The organism is Pseudonocardia sp. Ae717_Ps2 (assembly GCF_001932475.1).
In the GTDB taxonomy this organism is placed as follows: Bacteria; Actinomycetota; Actinomycetes; order Mycobacteriales; family Pseudonocardiaceae; genus Pseudonocardia.
Genome location: NZ_MCIS01000015.1, coordinates 15,890 through 30,226, shown reverse-complemented (window position 1 = coordinate 30,226; position 14,337 = coordinate 15,890). Strand labels below are relative to the sequence as shown.

20 protein-coding genes and 1 pseudogene are annotated in these 14,337 nt (G+C 69.1%); 15 read left to right on the top strand and 6 right to left on the bottom strand.

Annotated features, from left to right (window positions below):
- The 4 genes and pseudogenes from Ae717Ps2_RS37805 to Ae717Ps2_RS39715 form a co-directional block, all read left to right on the top strand.
- Positions 1 to 987: hypothetical protein (locus Ae717Ps2_RS37805; RefSeq protein ID WP_158071625.1), on the top strand; the 987-nt coding region annotated here is incomplete at its 5' end.
- Positions 988 to 1,474: 487 nt separating this feature from the next.
- Positions 1,475 to 1,912: a hypothetical protein gene (locus Ae717Ps2_RS33180; protein WP_075334846.1), complete on the top strand. Its 438-nt coding sequence runs from the start codon at positions 1,475 to 1,477 to the stop codon at positions 1,910 to 1,912.
- A gap of 8 nt (positions 1,913 to 1,920) precedes the next feature.
- Positions 1,921 to 2,058: pseudogene (locus Ae717Ps2_RS40735) on the top strand (hypothetical protein); the annotation flags it as partial.
- Between the two features lie 241 nt (positions 2,059 to 2,299).
- Positions 2,300 to 2,572: a hypothetical protein gene (locus tag Ae717Ps2_RS39715; protein ID WP_143510905.1), complete on the top strand. Its 273-nt coding sequence runs from the start codon at positions 2,300 to 2,302 to the stop codon at positions 2,570 to 2,572.
- Between the two features lie 534 nt (positions 2,573 to 3,106).
- Here the strand turns inward: Ae717Ps2_RS39715 and Ae717Ps2_RS36935 are convergent.
- From Ae717Ps2_RS36935 to Ae717Ps2_RS35765, 3 genes are all read right to left on the bottom strand, one after another.
- Entirely contained in the window at positions 3,107 to 3,727 is a 621-nt protein-coding gene (locus tag Ae717Ps2_RS36935; protein WP_143510903.1) for a hypothetical protein, read from the bottom strand.
- A 210-nt stretch (positions 3,728 to 3,937) separates the two neighbouring features.
- Entirely contained in the window at positions 3,938 to 4,417 is a 480-nt protein-coding gene (locus tag Ae717Ps2_RS33175) for a UTRA domain-containing protein (RefSeq protein WP_075334845.1), read from the bottom strand.
- On the bottom strand, positions 4,342 to 4,671 hold the full coding sequence (locus tag Ae717Ps2_RS35765) for a GntR family transcriptional regulator (protein WP_083702720.1): 330 nt from the start codon (positions 4,669 to 4,671) through the stop codon (positions 4,342 to 4,344). The genes Ae717Ps2_RS33175 and Ae717Ps2_RS35765 overlap by 76 nt, the downstream gene beginning before the upstream one ends.
- Before the next feature lie 157 nt (positions 4,672 to 4,828).
- On the opposite strand from Ae717Ps2_RS35765, the gene Ae717Ps2_RS36930 reads away from it, so the two are divergent.
- The 7 genes from Ae717Ps2_RS36930 (at position 4,829) to Ae717Ps2_RS33145 (ending at position 9,037) form a co-directional block, all read left to right on the top strand.
- Positions 4,829 to 5,152: a hypothetical protein gene (locus Ae717Ps2_RS36930; protein WP_143510901.1), complete on the top strand. Its 324-nt coding sequence runs from the start codon at positions 4,829 to 4,831 to the stop codon at positions 5,150 to 5,152.
- Complete coding sequence (locus Ae717Ps2_RS39975) at positions 5,118 to 5,243, top strand: hypothetical protein (RefSeq protein ID WP_255407991.1); 126 nt, start codon at positions 5,118 to 5,120, stop codon at positions 5,241 to 5,243. The genes Ae717Ps2_RS36930 and Ae717Ps2_RS39975 overlap by 35 nt, the downstream gene beginning before the upstream one ends.
- Positions 5,243 to 5,437 carry a hypothetical protein gene (locus Ae717Ps2_RS33165; protein ID WP_075334489.1) on the top strand — a complete coding sequence of 65 codons (195 nt, stop codon included), beginning with the start codon at positions 5,243 to 5,245 and terminating at the stop codon, positions 5,435 to 5,437. The genes Ae717Ps2_RS39975 and Ae717Ps2_RS33165 overlap by 1 nt, the downstream gene beginning before the upstream one ends.
- Before the next feature lie 15 nt (positions 5,438 to 5,452).
- Positions 5,453 to 5,938: a DUF3307 domain-containing protein gene (locus tag Ae717Ps2_RS33160; protein ID WP_075334488.1), complete on the top strand. Its 486-nt coding sequence runs from the start codon at positions 5,453 to 5,455 to the stop codon at positions 5,936 to 5,938.
- Positions 5,939 to 6,021: 83 nt separating this feature from the next.
- Complete coding sequence (locus Ae717Ps2_RS33155) at positions 6,022 to 6,918, top strand: hypothetical protein (RefSeq protein ID WP_075334844.1); 897 nt, start codon at positions 6,022 to 6,024, stop codon at positions 6,916 to 6,918.
- Positions 6,918 to 7,226, top strand: coding sequence for a hypothetical protein (locus Ae717Ps2_RS33150; RefSeq protein WP_075334838.1), 309 nt, complete (start codon positions 6,918 to 6,920; stop codon positions 7,224 to 7,226). Before Ae717Ps2_RS33155 ends, Ae717Ps2_RS33150 begins: the two co-directional genes overlap by 1 nt.
- A gap of 749 nt (positions 7,227 to 7,975) precedes the next feature.
- On the top strand, positions 7,976 to 9,037 hold the full coding sequence (locus Ae717Ps2_RS33145) for a protein rep (RefSeq protein WP_075334493.1): 1,062 nt from the start codon (positions 7,976 to 7,978) through the stop codon (positions 9,035 to 9,037).
- 281 nt (positions 9,038 to 9,318) lie between these two features.
- On the opposite strand, the gene Ae717Ps2_RS33140 is transcribed toward Ae717Ps2_RS33145, so the two are convergent.
- From Ae717Ps2_RS33140 to Ae717Ps2_RS40730, 3 genes are all read right to left on the bottom strand, one after another.
- Complete coding sequence (locus Ae717Ps2_RS33140; protein ID WP_143510659.1) at positions 9,319 to 9,978, bottom strand: hypothetical protein; 660 nt, start codon at positions 9,976 to 9,978, stop codon at positions 9,319 to 9,321.
- Positions 9,979 to 10,188: 210 nt separating this feature from the next.
- Complete coding sequence (locus Ae717Ps2_RS33135; RefSeq protein WP_158071623.1) at positions 10,189 to 10,824, bottom strand: GntR family transcriptional regulator; 636 nt, start codon at positions 10,822 to 10,824, stop codon at positions 10,189 to 10,191.
- Positions 10,824 to 10,922, bottom strand: a complete 99-nt coding sequence (locus tag Ae717Ps2_RS40730; RefSeq protein WP_143510895.1) for a GntR family transcriptional regulator — start codon at positions 10,920 to 10,922, stop codon at positions 10,824 to 10,826. Before Ae717Ps2_RS40730 ends, Ae717Ps2_RS33135 begins: the two co-directional genes overlap by 1 nt.
- 157 nt (positions 10,923 to 11,079) lie before the next feature.
- On the opposite strand from Ae717Ps2_RS40730, the gene Ae717Ps2_RS33130 reads away from it, so the two are divergent.
- The 4 genes from Ae717Ps2_RS33130 to Ae717Ps2_RS33115 all read left to right on the top strand — a co-directional run bounded on the left by Ae717Ps2_RS33130 (position 11,080) and on the right by Ae717Ps2_RS33115 (position 13,477).
- A complete protein-coding gene (locus tag Ae717Ps2_RS33130; protein WP_075334490.1) occupies positions 11,080 to 11,493 on the top strand; it encodes a hypothetical protein in 414 nt (137 codons plus the stop codon).
- On the top strand, positions 11,493 to 11,687 hold the full coding sequence (locus tag Ae717Ps2_RS33125; RefSeq protein ID WP_075334489.1) for a hypothetical protein: 195 nt from the start codon (positions 11,493 to 11,495) through the stop codon (positions 11,685 to 11,687). Before Ae717Ps2_RS33130 ends, Ae717Ps2_RS33125 begins: the two co-directional genes overlap by 1 nt.
- 104 nt (positions 11,688 to 11,791) lie before the next feature.
- Positions 11,792 to 12,187, top strand: coding sequence for a hypothetical protein (locus Ae717Ps2_RS33120; RefSeq protein ID WP_075334998.1), 396 nt, complete (start codon positions 11,792 to 11,794; stop codon positions 12,185 to 12,187).
- A gap of 84 nt (positions 12,188 to 12,271) precedes the next feature.
- The gene (locus Ae717Ps2_RS33115; protein WP_075334494.1) at positions 12,272 to 13,477 is read left to right on the top strand and encodes a hypothetical protein; all 1,206 of its coding nucleotides are present in this window, start codon (positions 12,272 to 12,274) and stop codon (positions 13,475 to 13,477) included.
- Positions 13,478 to 14,337: the final 860 nt, after the last annotated feature.

Here is a 14,337-nt window from a genome sequence, read left to right as displayed (position 1 = left end):
GACTTCCGTGCTGACGAGGCGTCGCGGCGGATCGCGGCGGCGCTGGGCTATGACCGGATCCGGGTCTACCCGCGCGGATCGGAGTGGGTCCGGATCGAGCTGCTGATCGGCGACCCCCTCGACGGCGAGGTCCCGGCTCCGTTGGCCGGCCGCGGGCTGTCGGTCTCCGACGTGGAGATCACCATCGCCCGAGACGAGCTCGGCAACCCTCTGCGCCAGTCCTGGGTGGAGGGGCCGCACGTCTGCATTCAGGGCGCGACCCGCTCGGGCAAGAGCGTGTGGTGCTATTCGGCGCTGGCGCAGCTCGCCCGCCTCGACGATGTCCTGATCGCGGGGTCTGACCTGTCTGGGTTGCTTCTGGGCCGTCCCTACGTGGGTACCCGGCACCACGAGTGGCAGGCCACCGGGTCGGCCGACGTTGAGGCACACCGGGATCTGCTGGTCCGCCTGGTCGCGGAGATGGACACCCGGATCCGGAACCTGCCGCCTCGCCGGGACAAGTTCACCCGCTTCCATGCCGGGTTCCCGCTGATCGTGGTCGTGCTCGAAGAGTTCGCCGGGCTGCTGCGCCTGGCGTCGACGGCCCCGGTCGAGAAGGGCCAGCCGAAGATGCGTGAGCAGCTCCTCGCGCTCTACGGCCGCCTGGTCTCCGAGGGACACAAGGCGGGCCTGCGGCTGATGGTGGTCACCCAGCGCGCGGACGCGACCGTCGTCGGTGGTTTCGAGCGCGGTCAGCTCGGCCTGCGGATCAGCTTCCGGCTCGACGACCCGGAGGCCCTGGTGATGCTCCACGGCCAGTCCGCCCGCGATCACCTCGAGGAGCACCAGCTCGCCCCGCCCGGGGTCGCGCTGGTCCAGGCACCCGCCCGGCCGTTGGGCCGGGTCCGCGGACCGCGGCTGATGGGCCCCTCGGAGGACGCCGACTACGCCCGCTACTGGGACGAGATCGCGGACGGCGCGGCGCGCCTCCACGAGGTAGCGGCCTGATCAGGCCAGAGTTAGCAACCAGGTCGACACAGAAGTGAGCCCCCAGGACTGGCATCCCGGGGGCCCGCACGTCGGCCGGAAATGGTCACCCTGCGAAGCGATCGGAGCACCGGCCAACGTGGCTACCCACAGCGTACCTAGAGCCCCCAGCGCGGCGCTACGCGACGAGGGCACTTCCCCACCCCGGAAACAGGCAGCGGCTCGCCCCAGCGGCTCCACAGCCCGTCTCGACGCCTGCCCTTCCTCGATATAGGCCGCTTGAAGGCTGGGCAGGTTCAGTCAAGGGTCGAAGATCGCGGAGCGACGGCGCAGCCGCCCTTGACGGGTTCTGATCAGCATTCGATCCTCGGCCGGTTCGAGGGAGGGCACCACGCCCTCGCAGCTGGCACCGGACCGTTTGTCGGCGTCGCCGTAGGTGTGCGCTTGGCAGTGCCGGGCCCGGCCCGCCGGCCGGAGGCTGAGGCGGGCCGGTGCCCGGCTCTGCCGGGTGCCGGACACGGCCGTCGTCGTCGTGCGGTGTGCGGTGACGGCCGCGCTGGCTTCGGTGCGCCCTTCGGCGGCCGCGCTTGGTAACGACGCGAAAAGTGCGGCCACCGCAGTCAGGACCACGCGGGGCCTTCTGGGACGCCAGGATCAGGCGCTACGCGACAAGTACCGGGCTCGCCGGGAGCTGGCCGCGATCACGAGCCTGTCGCGGGTCAAGAAGTGCGGTCGGGTCTCGACCAACGAGGGTGGAGAGGTCTCGTTGCACCACACGCCCGGACCGGAGGGGGAACCGGGCACCGCAGGCTTCGGCGGCCTGGCGACCTGCGGCAGCGTGTGGGCGTGCCCGGTGTGCTCGGCCAAGATCAGTGCGCGCCGCTCGAAGGATCTCGAACAGCTGATCAACTGGAACGCCGACCGGGGGGCACGGTCGCACTGCTGACCCTGACGATGCGCCACCACCGGGGCCACAGCCTGCGCGAACTTCGCCGAGCGCTGAGCGCGGCGTGGCGACACCTCACACAGTCGCGGGGGTGGAAGCGGTGGAAGACGGACCTGGACATGGACTATGTCCGGGGAGTGGAGGGCACCCACACCGACCTCAACGGCTGGCACCTCCACATCCACGCCCTGTTGATCTTCCCGACCGATGTGAGCGCGGAGATTCCTGCTCTGACCTGCGAGGTCTACACCCGCTGGGCCGCGGGGCTGGCGAAGAAGGGCATGAGCGCCACCGCCGAGCACGCATCGACGTGCGGGTCGGTAACGGCGCGGTGGAGAAGATGGGCAAGTACATCTCGAAGCTGGCCTTCGAGACCGCCGGTGGCCGGTGGAAGCGCGGCAAGCGCGGCTCCCGCACGCCGTTCCAGATCCTCGCCGACGCGATCGACACCGCAACGAGCGCGACGTCGCGCTCTGGCAGGAGTGGGAACAGGGCAGCCACGGCATGCAGCAGCTCGTGTGGTCCAACGGCCTCAAGCAGCGCTGCGGGGTCACCGAGGTCAAGGACGAGGAGATCGCCGAAGAAGACGGAGGTGGAGAGCTGGCAGGATCCTCCCGGCCCGGAGCTGGAAGAAGATCTACCCGGTCGCGGAGGACCTGATCATCGCGACTCGCCACGGCGGAGTTCCCGCCGCGCGCGCCTGGCTCGACGCCCGGGCCTGGCCTTCGAGTTCGAGGCTGACACCACCGAACGCGCCGTCCAGCTCGACCCCGGAGACGCCCCGTTTGCGTGGCTCAAAGCCGCGCTCGCGGCCGAAGACCCCGAACAGCGCCGGGAACGGCGCCGGAGCTACTACCGGCCCGCTACGGCGCTCTGAGGGCGACGGCCAGGACCGCCAGGACCGCCAGGACCTATGCATCATCTGATGATCTTCGGCCAGGGCGTGGTCTGGGTGGGCGCCTCCGGCGGACCCAAGTTAGGCCGTTTTCCTAAGGAAACGCCGTGTCGTCGATACGACGACGATGCAGCTGAACACGGTGGGTGGCTACGCGGCCTTCAAGACCATGTGATGCATAGGTGCGGTGGTGCGGTGGTGCGGTGGTGCGGTGGTGCGGTGGTGCATTTGATCTTGATCTGGGTCAGTGACGGGCTGTGGTCAGAGGACGCGCCAGCGCTCGTGTGCGGCCTGGCGGCTCATCGACGTGGCGGCGCCGATCTTGGCCCAGGAGATCCCGGCTTGGCGCGCTTCGCGTACGGCGTCGGTGAGGGCGTCGTTCGCTCGGCGGCAGCGGCGGCTGCGGTACCGGCGACGGCAGCGGCCTCGACTAGACGAGCTCCGGGGTCGGGCTCGGGCACCGCCTGGTCCTCGACGACGACGGCCGCGGCTTCCGGCGCGGCCGTCGGCTCGACCGGCTTGGCGCGCTTGCTCGGCCGCCGTCGCTGTGGACGCTCAGATGCTCCCTGCGGCTCCGGCGGGGCGGCGGGGGTGTCTTCGGTTGGGTCCGGGGCCGACAGCGGCTCAGGGAGCCACTGACCGACGTGGGCATCCCACTCGGGGCGCAGGACCTCCCGGGTCTGAGCCCGGTACCGGCGGGTCCGCAGAGGCTGCTCGCGGGCACCGGGGGCGGTGCGCAGCTGGCCGGACCACCCGCACGAGCACGACGCGTACCGCACGTGCACTTCCACGGTGTCGTTGCTGATCGGCTCGTCGTCCTGCCCGGCGACGATCCCCAGCGCGTGACCCTCGTGCTCACCGGCAGCCGGATGCGTGGTGGTGACGTTCCAGGGGCCGCTCAAGTCCTTCACGGGAGCCATTTGTCAGTCATCCTTCCTTGACACTGTCAGTCAAGCTTGCCTGGCGAAATAACCAATCGTCAAGATAGCCTGACAATTAACTGTCAGGACAGCTTGGCAATGCTGTCAAGAAGCCCTGACGTTGCCAGTCAGGTATTACTGACAACTGATGAGTGCCGGACTGGCCGGCCAACCGCGGCGATGGGGGCTCTGCCGCGATTGGCCAGGAACCTACATCGCCACTGTGTAGGTCTGCTCTGCTCGATCACCAGTTGCTACGAAGGTGCTGGTTTCCAGCTCGATCTGGCTCGCGTCGCGCGTGGTCCGCAGCGTGATCAGCACGGGTACGCCAGGCGGGATCGACATGACGTCCCGTTCGTCCGGGTCAGGCATCCGAGTGCTCACTCGTTCGGTTGTCTGTGCAGGCTGGTATCCGGCCTCGCGCATGAACGAGTACAGGTCGGTCCGCTCGTGGGCGTCCTTGTCGGCCGGGTCGTACCCGGTCTCTGAGTGGATTCGCGCACCTACCTCGCCTGGGAGCCACTGATCGTGCAGCAACACGATGTGGCGGCCCTTGTAGTACCGCCGGACTCGGTGGACAACCCGATCCCCCCGGCCAATGCCGAGGCGCTGCGCTACTTCGTGGTTCGCGACGTCGTAGGACGCCTCGACGGTCTCGATCTTTGAGTCATCCCCGTGGTGCTCCCCCACGCGGGATGCGCGTCTCCGGGCTGGCTGTGCATGTCCACGGTGCCGAGGTCGCGCACGACTGTTCCGACACCTGACAGCGGCGTCACCAGGCCCTCGTTGGCAAGGGCCGACACCGCGCTGCGCACGGTCTCCCGCGCTACCTCGTACGTCGCCATCAACTCGGGGAGTGCGGGGAGGGTCGACCCCGGCGGATAGGTGCCGTTGGTGATCCTTTCTCGCAGCTCGCGGGCGATCTTCTCGTACTTCCGGGCCATCGTCTGACCTCCTCTGATTCATACGTCTAGACCTTTGAGGGGACTCATGCTACGGTAGTTCTATCAGTCCAGACGTCCAGACCTTCGAGGCTGCGAACTGAGGACAAGAACCACAGGACGGTCTGGCCCCGGAGTGGCGGATCGAAAAACATGGGAGATGCGCATGTCGAACCAGGGCCCGATGAACTTCAAGATCGACCCGACGAGTTTCACGATGGTGATGGTCATGGACCTGGCGCCGAAGCTGAAGTTCGGCAGCGACACCGATCAGGAGTGCTTGCGGAACGGCACCCCGAAGTGGGTTGCCCAGGTCACGGTGGGGTTCCAGGCGTTCGGGCGGCCGTCGTTTTCGGTGCTGAACGTGACGATCGCGTCGCACGAGGACCCGCGCCACGGGTTTTCAGCCCGGGATGCCCTGCGAGCTGGTCGGCTTCGAGGTCGGCGTGATGGACAAGACGATCAAGGACAAGAACACCGGTGAGGACAAGGTCGTCGGGGCGCAGGTCTACTACCGCGCCGACGCGATCCGCCCGATCGGCGGCTCGGGCCGGAAGAACGAGCAGGCCGCGTGATGGCGGGCCGCCGGTGGCCGGTGCTCGACGGCCAGATGGGCCTCGTGCTGGTGGTGCTGACCTGCACCTCGTGCCAGCACGCCGAGGAGATCCCGGACGACGGCGGCCGCCTGCCGGATCAGTGCCCCCGCTGCGACGGCTGGGCTTTCACCGGCGCACTCGTGTCGACCACCTCCACCGCTGTCGCTAGCTGATCAAGGAGCAAAGGCATGTCCGAGCGGATCGCGATCACCGTCCTGACGGCGCTGGGGGCCCTGCTGGGTCATCACGGCGGGGACTACTTGGCCCAGGACGACTGCATGTCGGCCCACAAGCAGCACCGCACCGGGCAGGGTCGCCGGGAACTTGCTCTGCACGCCTCCACCTATGCCGCGGCGCAGGCCGTCACGAAGTGGGCGTTCTACCGGACTGCCGGTGTCCGGGTCCCGTGGCTGGCCCAGCTCACCGGCGTGGTGGCGGAGGGCGTGGTGCATGCGGTGATCGATGACGGCCGTCTGCTCGCTCGGTTTGCCGCGATCCCGGGTCGCCAGCGTGACGAGCACGGCGCCCGGATCGGCCGACAGAAGCGGTTCCACGGCCTGGCTGATCACGGAGTGAACGGTCGCGCCCTGATGGATCAGGCCGTCCACCACCAGGTGCAGATCCCTGTTGGTGTCGCCGTCACTACCGCGGTCGCCGCCCTCATCGCCCGCTGAGCAACTGACCCCCGCTCGACCACGGCCCCGGCCCGGAGAACCCCTCCCGGACCGGGGCCGTCTTCACGACAGGAGCACTGATCATGTGGAGCAGGCAGCGCGCCGAGGATCGGGCCGCCCGCGAGTTCGTCGACCGGCTGGTGAACCCGTGGCGCCGGGTCTGTGAGCGGGTTCCGGGGCTCTCGCACACGGTGCAGGTCGCCTCCGGCACCACGATCGTCATCCCGACCCTGGCCCGGGCGGACCTGTCGGGGCCGGACCCGGTGCTGGTGGTGCGCAAGATCCACGGCCAGCTCATCGAGGACTTCCGTGCTGACGAGGCGTCGCGGCGGATCGCGGCGGCGCTGGGCTATGACCGGATCCGGGTCTACCCGCGCGGATCGGAGTGGGTCCGGATCGAGCTGCTGATCGGCGACCCCCTCGACGGCGAGGTCCCGGCTCCGTTGGCCGGCCGCGGGCTGTCGGTCTCCGACGTGGAGATCACCATCGCCCGAGACGAGCTCGGCAACCCTCTGCGCCAGTCCTGGGTGGAGGGGCCGCACGTCTGCATTCAGGGCGCGACCCGCTCGGGCAAGAGCGTGTGGTGCTATTCGGCGCTGGCGCAGCTCGCCCGCCTCGACGATGTCCTGATCGCGGGGTCTGACCTGTCTGGGTTGCTTCTGGGCCGTCCCTACGTGGGTACCCGGCACCACGAGTGGCAGGCCACCGGGTCGGCCGACGTTGAGGCACACCGGGATCTGCTGGTCCGCCTGGTCGCGGAGATGGACACCCGGATCCGGAACCTGCCGCCTCGCCGGGACAAGTTCACCCGCTTCCATGCCGGGTTCCCGCTGATCGTGGTCGTGCTCGAAGAGTTCGCCGGGCTGCTGCGCCTGGCGTCGACGGCCCCGGTCGAGAAGGGCCAGCCGAAGATGCGTGAGCAGCTCCTCGCGCTCTACGGCCGCCTGGTCTCCGAGGACACAAGGCGGGCCTGCGGCTGATGGTGGTCACCCAGCGCGCGGACGCGACCGTCGTCGGTGGTTTCGAGCGCGGTCAGCTCGGCCTGCGGATCAGCTTCCGGCTCGACGACCCGGAGGCCCTGGTGATGCTCCACGGCCAGTCCGCCCGCGATCACCTCGAGGAGCACCAGCTCGCCCCGCCCGGGGTCGCGCTGGTCCAGGCACCCGCCCGGCCGTTGGGCCGGGTCCGCGGACCGCGGCTGATGGGCCCCTCGGAGGACGCCGACTACGCCCGCTACTGGGACGAGATCGCGGACGGCGCGGCGCGCCTCCACGAGGTAGCGGCCTGATCAGGCCAGAGTTAGCAACCAGGTCGACACAGAAGTGAGCCCCCAGGACTGGCATCCCGGGGGCCCGCACGTCGGCCGGAAATGGTCACCCTGCGAAGCGATCGGAGCACCGGCCAACGTGGCTACCCACAGCGTACCTAGAGCCCCCCAGCGCGGCGCTACGCGACGAGGGCACTTCCCCACCCCGGAAACAGGCAGCGGCTCGCCCCAGCGGCTCCACAGCCCGTCTCGACGCCTGCCCTTCCTCGATATAGGCCGCTTGAAGGCTGGGCAGGTTCAGTCAAGGGTCGAAGATCGCGGAGCGACGGCGCAGCCGCCCTTGACGGGTTCTGATCAGCATTCGATCCTCGGCCGGTTCGAGGGAGGGCACCACGCCCTCGCAGCTGGCACCGGACCGTTTGTCGGCGTCGCCGTAGGTGTGCGCTTGGCAGTGCCGGGCCCGGCCCGCCGGCCGGAGGCTGAGGCGGGCCGGTGCCCGGCTCTGCCGGGTGCCGGACACGGCCGTCGTCGTCGTGGCGGTGTGCGGTGACGGCCGCGCTGGCTTCGGTGCGCCCTTCGGCGGCCGCGCTTGGTAACGACGCGAAAAGTGCGGCCACCGCAGGTCAGGACCACGCGGGGCCTTCTGGGACCGCCAGGATCAGGCGCTACGCGACAAGTACCGGGCTCGCCGGGAGCTGGCCGCGATCACGAGCCTGTCGCGGGTCAAGAAGTGCGGTCGGGTCTCGACCAACGAGGGTGGAGAGGTCTCGTTGCACCACACGCCCGGACCGGAGGGGGAACCGGGCACCGCAGGCTTCGGCGGCCTGGCGACCTGCGGCAGCGTGTGGGCGTGCCCGGTGTGCTCGGCCAAGATCAGTGCGCGCCGCTCGAAGGATCTCGAACAGCTGATCAACTGGAACGCCGACCGGGGGGGCACGGTCGCACTGCTGACCCTGACGATGCGCCACCACCGGGGCCACAGCCTGCGCGAACTTCGCCGAGCGCTGAGCGCGGCGTGGCGACACCTCACACAGTCGCGGGGGTGGAAGCGGTGGAAGACGGACCTGGACATGGACTATGTCCGGGGAGTGGAGGGCACCCACACCGACCTCAACGGCTGGCACCTCCACATCCACGCCCTGTTGATCTTCCCGACCGATGTGAGCGCGGAGATTCCTGCTCTGACCTGCGAGGTCTACACCCGCTGGGCCGCGGGGCTGGCGAAGAAGGGCATGAGCGCCACCGCCGAGCACGGCATCGACGTGCGGGTCGGTAACGGCGCGGTGGAGAAGATGGGCAAGTACATCTCGAAGCTGGCCTTCGAGACCGCCGGTGGCCGGTGGAAGCGCGGCAAGCGCGGCTCCCGCACGCCGTTCCAGATCCTCGCCGACGCGATCGACACCGGCAACGAGCGCGACGTCGCGCTCTGGCAGGAGTGGGAACAGGGCAGCCACGGCATGCAGCAGCTCGTGTGGTCCAACGGCCTCAAGCAGCGCTGCGGGGTCACCGAGGTCAAGGACGAGGAGATCGCCGAAGAAGACGGAGGTGGAGAGCTGGCAGGAGTCCTCCCGGCCCGGAGCTGGAAGAAGATCTACCCGGTCGCGGAGGACCTGATCATCGCGACTCGCCACGGCGGAGTTCCCGCCGCGCGCGCCTGGCTCGACGCCCGGGGCCTGGCCTTCGAGTTCGAGGCTGACACCACCGAACGCGCCGTCCAGCTCGACCCCGGAGACGCCCCGTTTGCGTGGCTCAAAGCCGCGCTCGCGGCCGAAGACCCCGAACAGCGCCGGGAACGGCGCCGGAGCTACTACCGGCCCGCTACGGCGCTCTGAGGGCGACGGCCAGGACCGCCAGGACCGCCAGGACCTATGCATCATCTGATGATCTTCGGCCAGGGGCGTGGTCTGGGTGGGCGCCTCCGGCGGACCCAAGTTAGGCGTTTTCCTAAGGAAACGCCGTGTCGTCGATACGACGACGATGCAGCTGAACACGGTGGGTGGCTACGCGGCCTTCAAGACCATGTGATGCATAGGTGCGGTGGTGCGGTGGTGGTGCGGTGGTGCGGTGGTGCGTGGTGCATTTGATCTTGATCTGGGTCAGTGACGGGCTGTGGTCAGAGGACGCGCCAGCGCTCGTGTGCGGCCTGGCGGCTCATCGACGTGGCGGCGCCGATCTTGGCCCAGGAGATCCCGGCTTGGCGCGCTTCGCGTACGGCGTCGGTGAGGGCGTCGTTCGCTCGGCGGGCAGCGGCGGCTGCGGTACCGGCGACGGCAGCGGCCTCGACTAGACGAGCTCCGGGGTCGGGCTCGGGCACCGCCTGGTCCTCGACGACGACGGCCGCGGCTTCCGGCGCGGCCGTCGGCTCGACCGGCTTGGCGCGCTTGCTCGGCCGCCGTCGCTGTGGACGCTCAGATGCTCCCTGCGGCTCCGGCGGGGCGGCGGGGGTGTCTTCGGTTGGGTCCGGGGCCGACAGCGGCTCAGGGAGCCACTGACCGACGTGGGCATCCCACTCGGGGCGCAGGACCTCCCGGGTCTGAGCCCGGTACCGGCGGGTCCGCAGAGGCTGCTCGCGGGCACCGGGGGCGGTGCGCAGCTGGCCGGACCACCCGCACGAGCACGACGCGTACCGCACGTGCACTTCCACGGTGTCGTTGCTGATCGGCTCGTCGTCCTGCCCGGCGACGATCCCCAGCGCGTGACCCTCGTGCTCACCGGCAGCCGGATGCGTGGTGGTGACGTTCCAGGGGCCGCTCAAGTCCTTCACGGGAGCCATTTGTCAGTCATCCTTCCTTGACACTGTCAGTCAAGCTTGCCTGGCGAAATAACCAATCGTCAAGATAGCCTGACAATTAACTGTCAGGACAGCTTGGCAATGCTGTCAAGAAGCCCTGACGTTGCCAGTCAGGTATTACTGACAACTGATGAGTGCCGGACTGGCCGGCCAACCGCGGCGATGGGGGCTCTGCCGCGATTGGCCAGGAACCTACATCGCCACTGTGTAGGTCTGCTCTGCTCGATCACCAGTTGCTACGAAGGTGCTGGTTTCCAGCTCGATCTGGCTCGCGTCGCGCGTGGTCCGCAGCGTGATCAGCACGGGTACGCCAGGCGGGATCGACATGACGTCCCGTTCGTCCGGGTCAGGCATCCGAGTGCTCACTCGTTCGGTTGTCTGTGCAGGCTGGTATCCGGCCTCGCGCATGAACGAGTACAGGTCGGTCCGCTCGTGGGCGTCCTTGTCGGCCGGGTCGTACCCGGTCTCTGAGTGGATTCGCGCACCTACCTCGCCTGGGAGCCACTGATCGTGCAGCAACACGATGTGGCGGCCCTTGTAGTACCGCCGGACTCGGTGGACAACCCGATCCCCCCGGCCAATGCCGAGGCGCTGCGCTACTTCGTGGTTCGCGACGTCGTAGGACGCCTCGACGGTCTCGATCTTTGAGTCATCCCCGGTGGTGCTCCCCCACGCGGGATGCGCGTCTCCGGGCTGGCTGTGCATGTCCACGGTGCCGAGGTCGCGCACGACTGTTCCGACACCTGACAGCGGCGTCACCAGGCCCTCGTTGGCAAGGGCCGACACCGCGCTGCGCACGGTCTCCCGCGCTACCTCGTACGTCGCCATCAACTCGGGGAGTGCGGGAGGGTCGACCCCGGCGGATAGGTGCCGTTGGTGATCCTTTCTCGCAGCTCGCGGGCGATCTTCTCGTACTTCCGGGCCATCGTCTGACCTCCTCTGATTCATACGTCTAGACCTTTGAGGGGACTCATGCTACGGTAGTTCTATCAGTCCAGACGTCCAGACCTTCGAGGCTGCGAACTGAGGACAAGAACCACAGGACGGTCTGGCCCCGGAGTGGCGGATCGAAAAACATGGGAGATGCGCATGTCGAACCAGGGCCCGATGAACTTCAAGATCGACCCGACGAGTTTCACGATGGTGATGGTCATGGACCTGGCGCCGAAGCTGAAGTTCGGCAGCGACACCGATCAGGAGTGCTTGCGGAACGGCACCCCGAAGTGGGTTGCCCAGGTCACGGTGGGGTTCCAGGCGTTCGGGCGGCCGTCGTTTTCGGTGCTGAACGTGACGATCGCGTCGCACGAGGACCCGCGCCACGGGTTTCAGCCCGGGATGCCCTGCGAGCTGGTCGGCTTCGAGGTCGGCGTGATGGACAAGACGATCAAGGACAAGAACACCGGTGAGGACAAGGTCGTCGGGGCGCAGGTCTACTACCGCGCCGACGCGATCCGCCCGATCGGCGGCTCGGGCCGGAAGAACGAGCAGGCCGCGTGATGGCGGGCCGCCGGTGGCCGGTGCTCGACGGCCAGATGGGCCTCGTGCTGGTGGTGCTGACCTGCACCTCGTGCCAGCACGCCGAGGAGATCCCGGACGACGGCGGCCGCCTGCCGGATCAGTGCCCCCGCTGCGACGGCTGGGCTTTCACCGGCGCACTCGTGTCGACCACCTCCACCGCTGTCGCTAGCTGATCAAGGAGCAAAGGCATGTCCGAGCGGATCGCGATCACCGTCCTGACGGCGCTGGGGCCCTGCTGGGTCATCACGGCGGGGACTACTTGGCCCAGGACGACTGCATGTCGGCCCACAAGCAGCACCGCACCGGGCAGGGTCGCCGGGAACTTGCTCTGCACGCCTCCACCTATGCCGCGGCGCAGGCCGTCACGAAGTGGGCGTTCTACCGGACTGCCGGTGTCCGGGTCCCGTGGCTGGCCCAGCTCACCGGCGTGGTGGCGGAGGGCGTGGTGCATGCGGTGATCGATGACGGCCGTCTGCTCGCTCGGTTTGCCGCGATCCCGGGTCGCCAGCGTGACGAGCACGGCGCCCGGATCGGCCGACAGAAGCGGTTCCACGGCCTGGCTGATCACGGAGTGAACGGTCGCGCCCTGATGGATCAGGCCGTCCACCACCAGGTGCAGATCCCTGTTGGTGTCGCCGTCACTACCGCGGTCGCCGCCCTCATCGCCCGCTGAGCAACTGACCCCCGCTCGACCACGGCCCCGGCCCGGAGAACCCCCTCCCGGACCGGGGCCGTCTTCACGACAGGAGCACTGATCATGTGGAGCAGGCAGCGCGCCGAGGATCGGGCCGCCCGCGAGTTCGTCGACCGGCTGGTGAACCCGTGGCGCCGGGTCTGTGAGCGGGTTCCGGGGCTCTCGCACACGGTGCAGGTCGCCTCCGGCACCACGATCGTCATCCCGACCCTGGCCCGGGCGGACCTGTCGGGGCCGGACCCGGTGCTGGTGGTGCGCAAGATCCACGGCCAGCTCATCGAGGACTTCCGTGCTGACGAGGCGTCGCGGCGGATCGCGGCGGCGCTGGGCTATGACCGGATCCGGGTCTACCCGCGCGGATCGGAGTGGGTCCGGATCGAGCTGCTGATCGGCGACCCCCTCGACGGCGAGGTCCCGGCTCCGTTGGCCGGCCGCGGGCTGTCGGTCTCCGACGTGGAGATCACCATCGCCCGAGACGAGCTCGGCAACCCTCTGCGCCAGTCCTGGGTGGAGGGGCCGCACGTCTGCATTCAGGGCGCGACCCGCTCGGGCAAGAGCGTGTGGTGCTATTCGGCGCTGGCGCAGCTCGCCCGCCTCGACGATGTCCTGATCGCGGGGTCTGACCTGTCTGGGTTGCTTCTGGGCCGTCCCTACGTGGGTACCCGGCACCACGAGTGGCAGGCCACCGGGTCGGCCGACGTTGAGGCACACCGGGATCTGCTGGTCCGCCTGGTCGCGGAGATGGACACCCGGATCCGGAACCTGCCGCCTCGCCGGGACAAGTTCACCCGCTTCCATGCCGGGTTCCCGCTGATCGTGGTCGTGCTCGAAGAGTTCGCCGGGCTGCTGCGCCTGGCGTCGACGGCCCCGGTCGAGAAGGGCCAGCCGAAGATGCGTGAGCAGCTCCTCGCGCTCTACGGCCGCCTGGTCTCCGAGGGACACAAGGCGGGCCTGCGGCTGATGGTGGTCACCCAGCGCGCGGACGCGACCGTCGTCGGTGGTTTCGAGCGCGGTCAGCTCGGCCTGCGGATCAGCTTCCGGCTCGACGACCCGGAGGCCCTGGTGATGCTCCACGGCCAGTCCGCCCGCGATCACCTCGAGGAGCACCAGCTCGCCCCGCCCGGGGTCGCGCTGGTCCAGGCACCCGCCCGGCCGTTGGGCCGGGTCCGCGGACCGCGGCTGATGGGCCCCTCGGAGGACGCCGACTACGCCCGCTACTGGGACGAGATCGCGGACGGCGCGGCGCGCCTCCACGAGGTAGCGGCCTGATCAGGCCAGAGTTAGCAACCAGGTCGACACAGAAGTGAGCCCCCAGGACTGGCATCCCGGGGGCCCGCACGTCGGCCGGAAATGGTCACCCTGCGAAGCGATCGGAGCACCGGCCAACGTGGCTACCCACAGCGTACCTAGAGCCCCCCAGCGCGGCGCTACGCGACGAGGGCACTTCCCCACCCCGGAAACAGGCAGCGGCTCGCCCCAGCGGCTCCACAGCCCGTCTCGACGCCTGCCCTTCCTCGATATAGGCCGCTTGAAGGCTGGGCAGGTTCAGTCAAGGGTCGAAGATCGCGGAGCGACGGCGCAGCCGCCCTTGACGGGTTCTGATCAGCATTCGATCCTCGGCCGGTTCGAGGGAGGGCACCACGCCCTCGCAGCTGGCACCGGACCGTTTGTCGGCGTCGCCGTAGGTGTGCGCTTGGCAGTGCCGGGCCCGGCCCGCCGGCCGGAGGCTGAGGCGGGCCGGTGCCCGGCTCTGCCGGGTGCCGGACACGGCCGTCGTCGTCGTGGCGGTGTGCGGTGACGGCCGCGCTGGCTTCGGTGCGCCCTTCGGCGGCCGCGCTTGGTAACGACGCGAAAAGTGCGGCCACCGCAGGTCAGGACCACGCGGGGGCCTTCTGGGACCGCCAGGATCAGGCGCTACGCGACAAGTACCGGGCTCGCCGGGAGCTGGCCGCGATCACGAGCCTGTCGCGGGTCAAGAAGTGCGGTCGGGTCTCGACCAACGAGGGTGGAGAGGTCTCGTTGCACCACACGCCCGGACCGGAGGGGAACCGGGCACCGCAGGCTTCGGCGGCCTGGCGACCTGCGGCAGCGTGTGGGCGTGCCCGGTGTGCTCGGCCAAGATCAGTGCG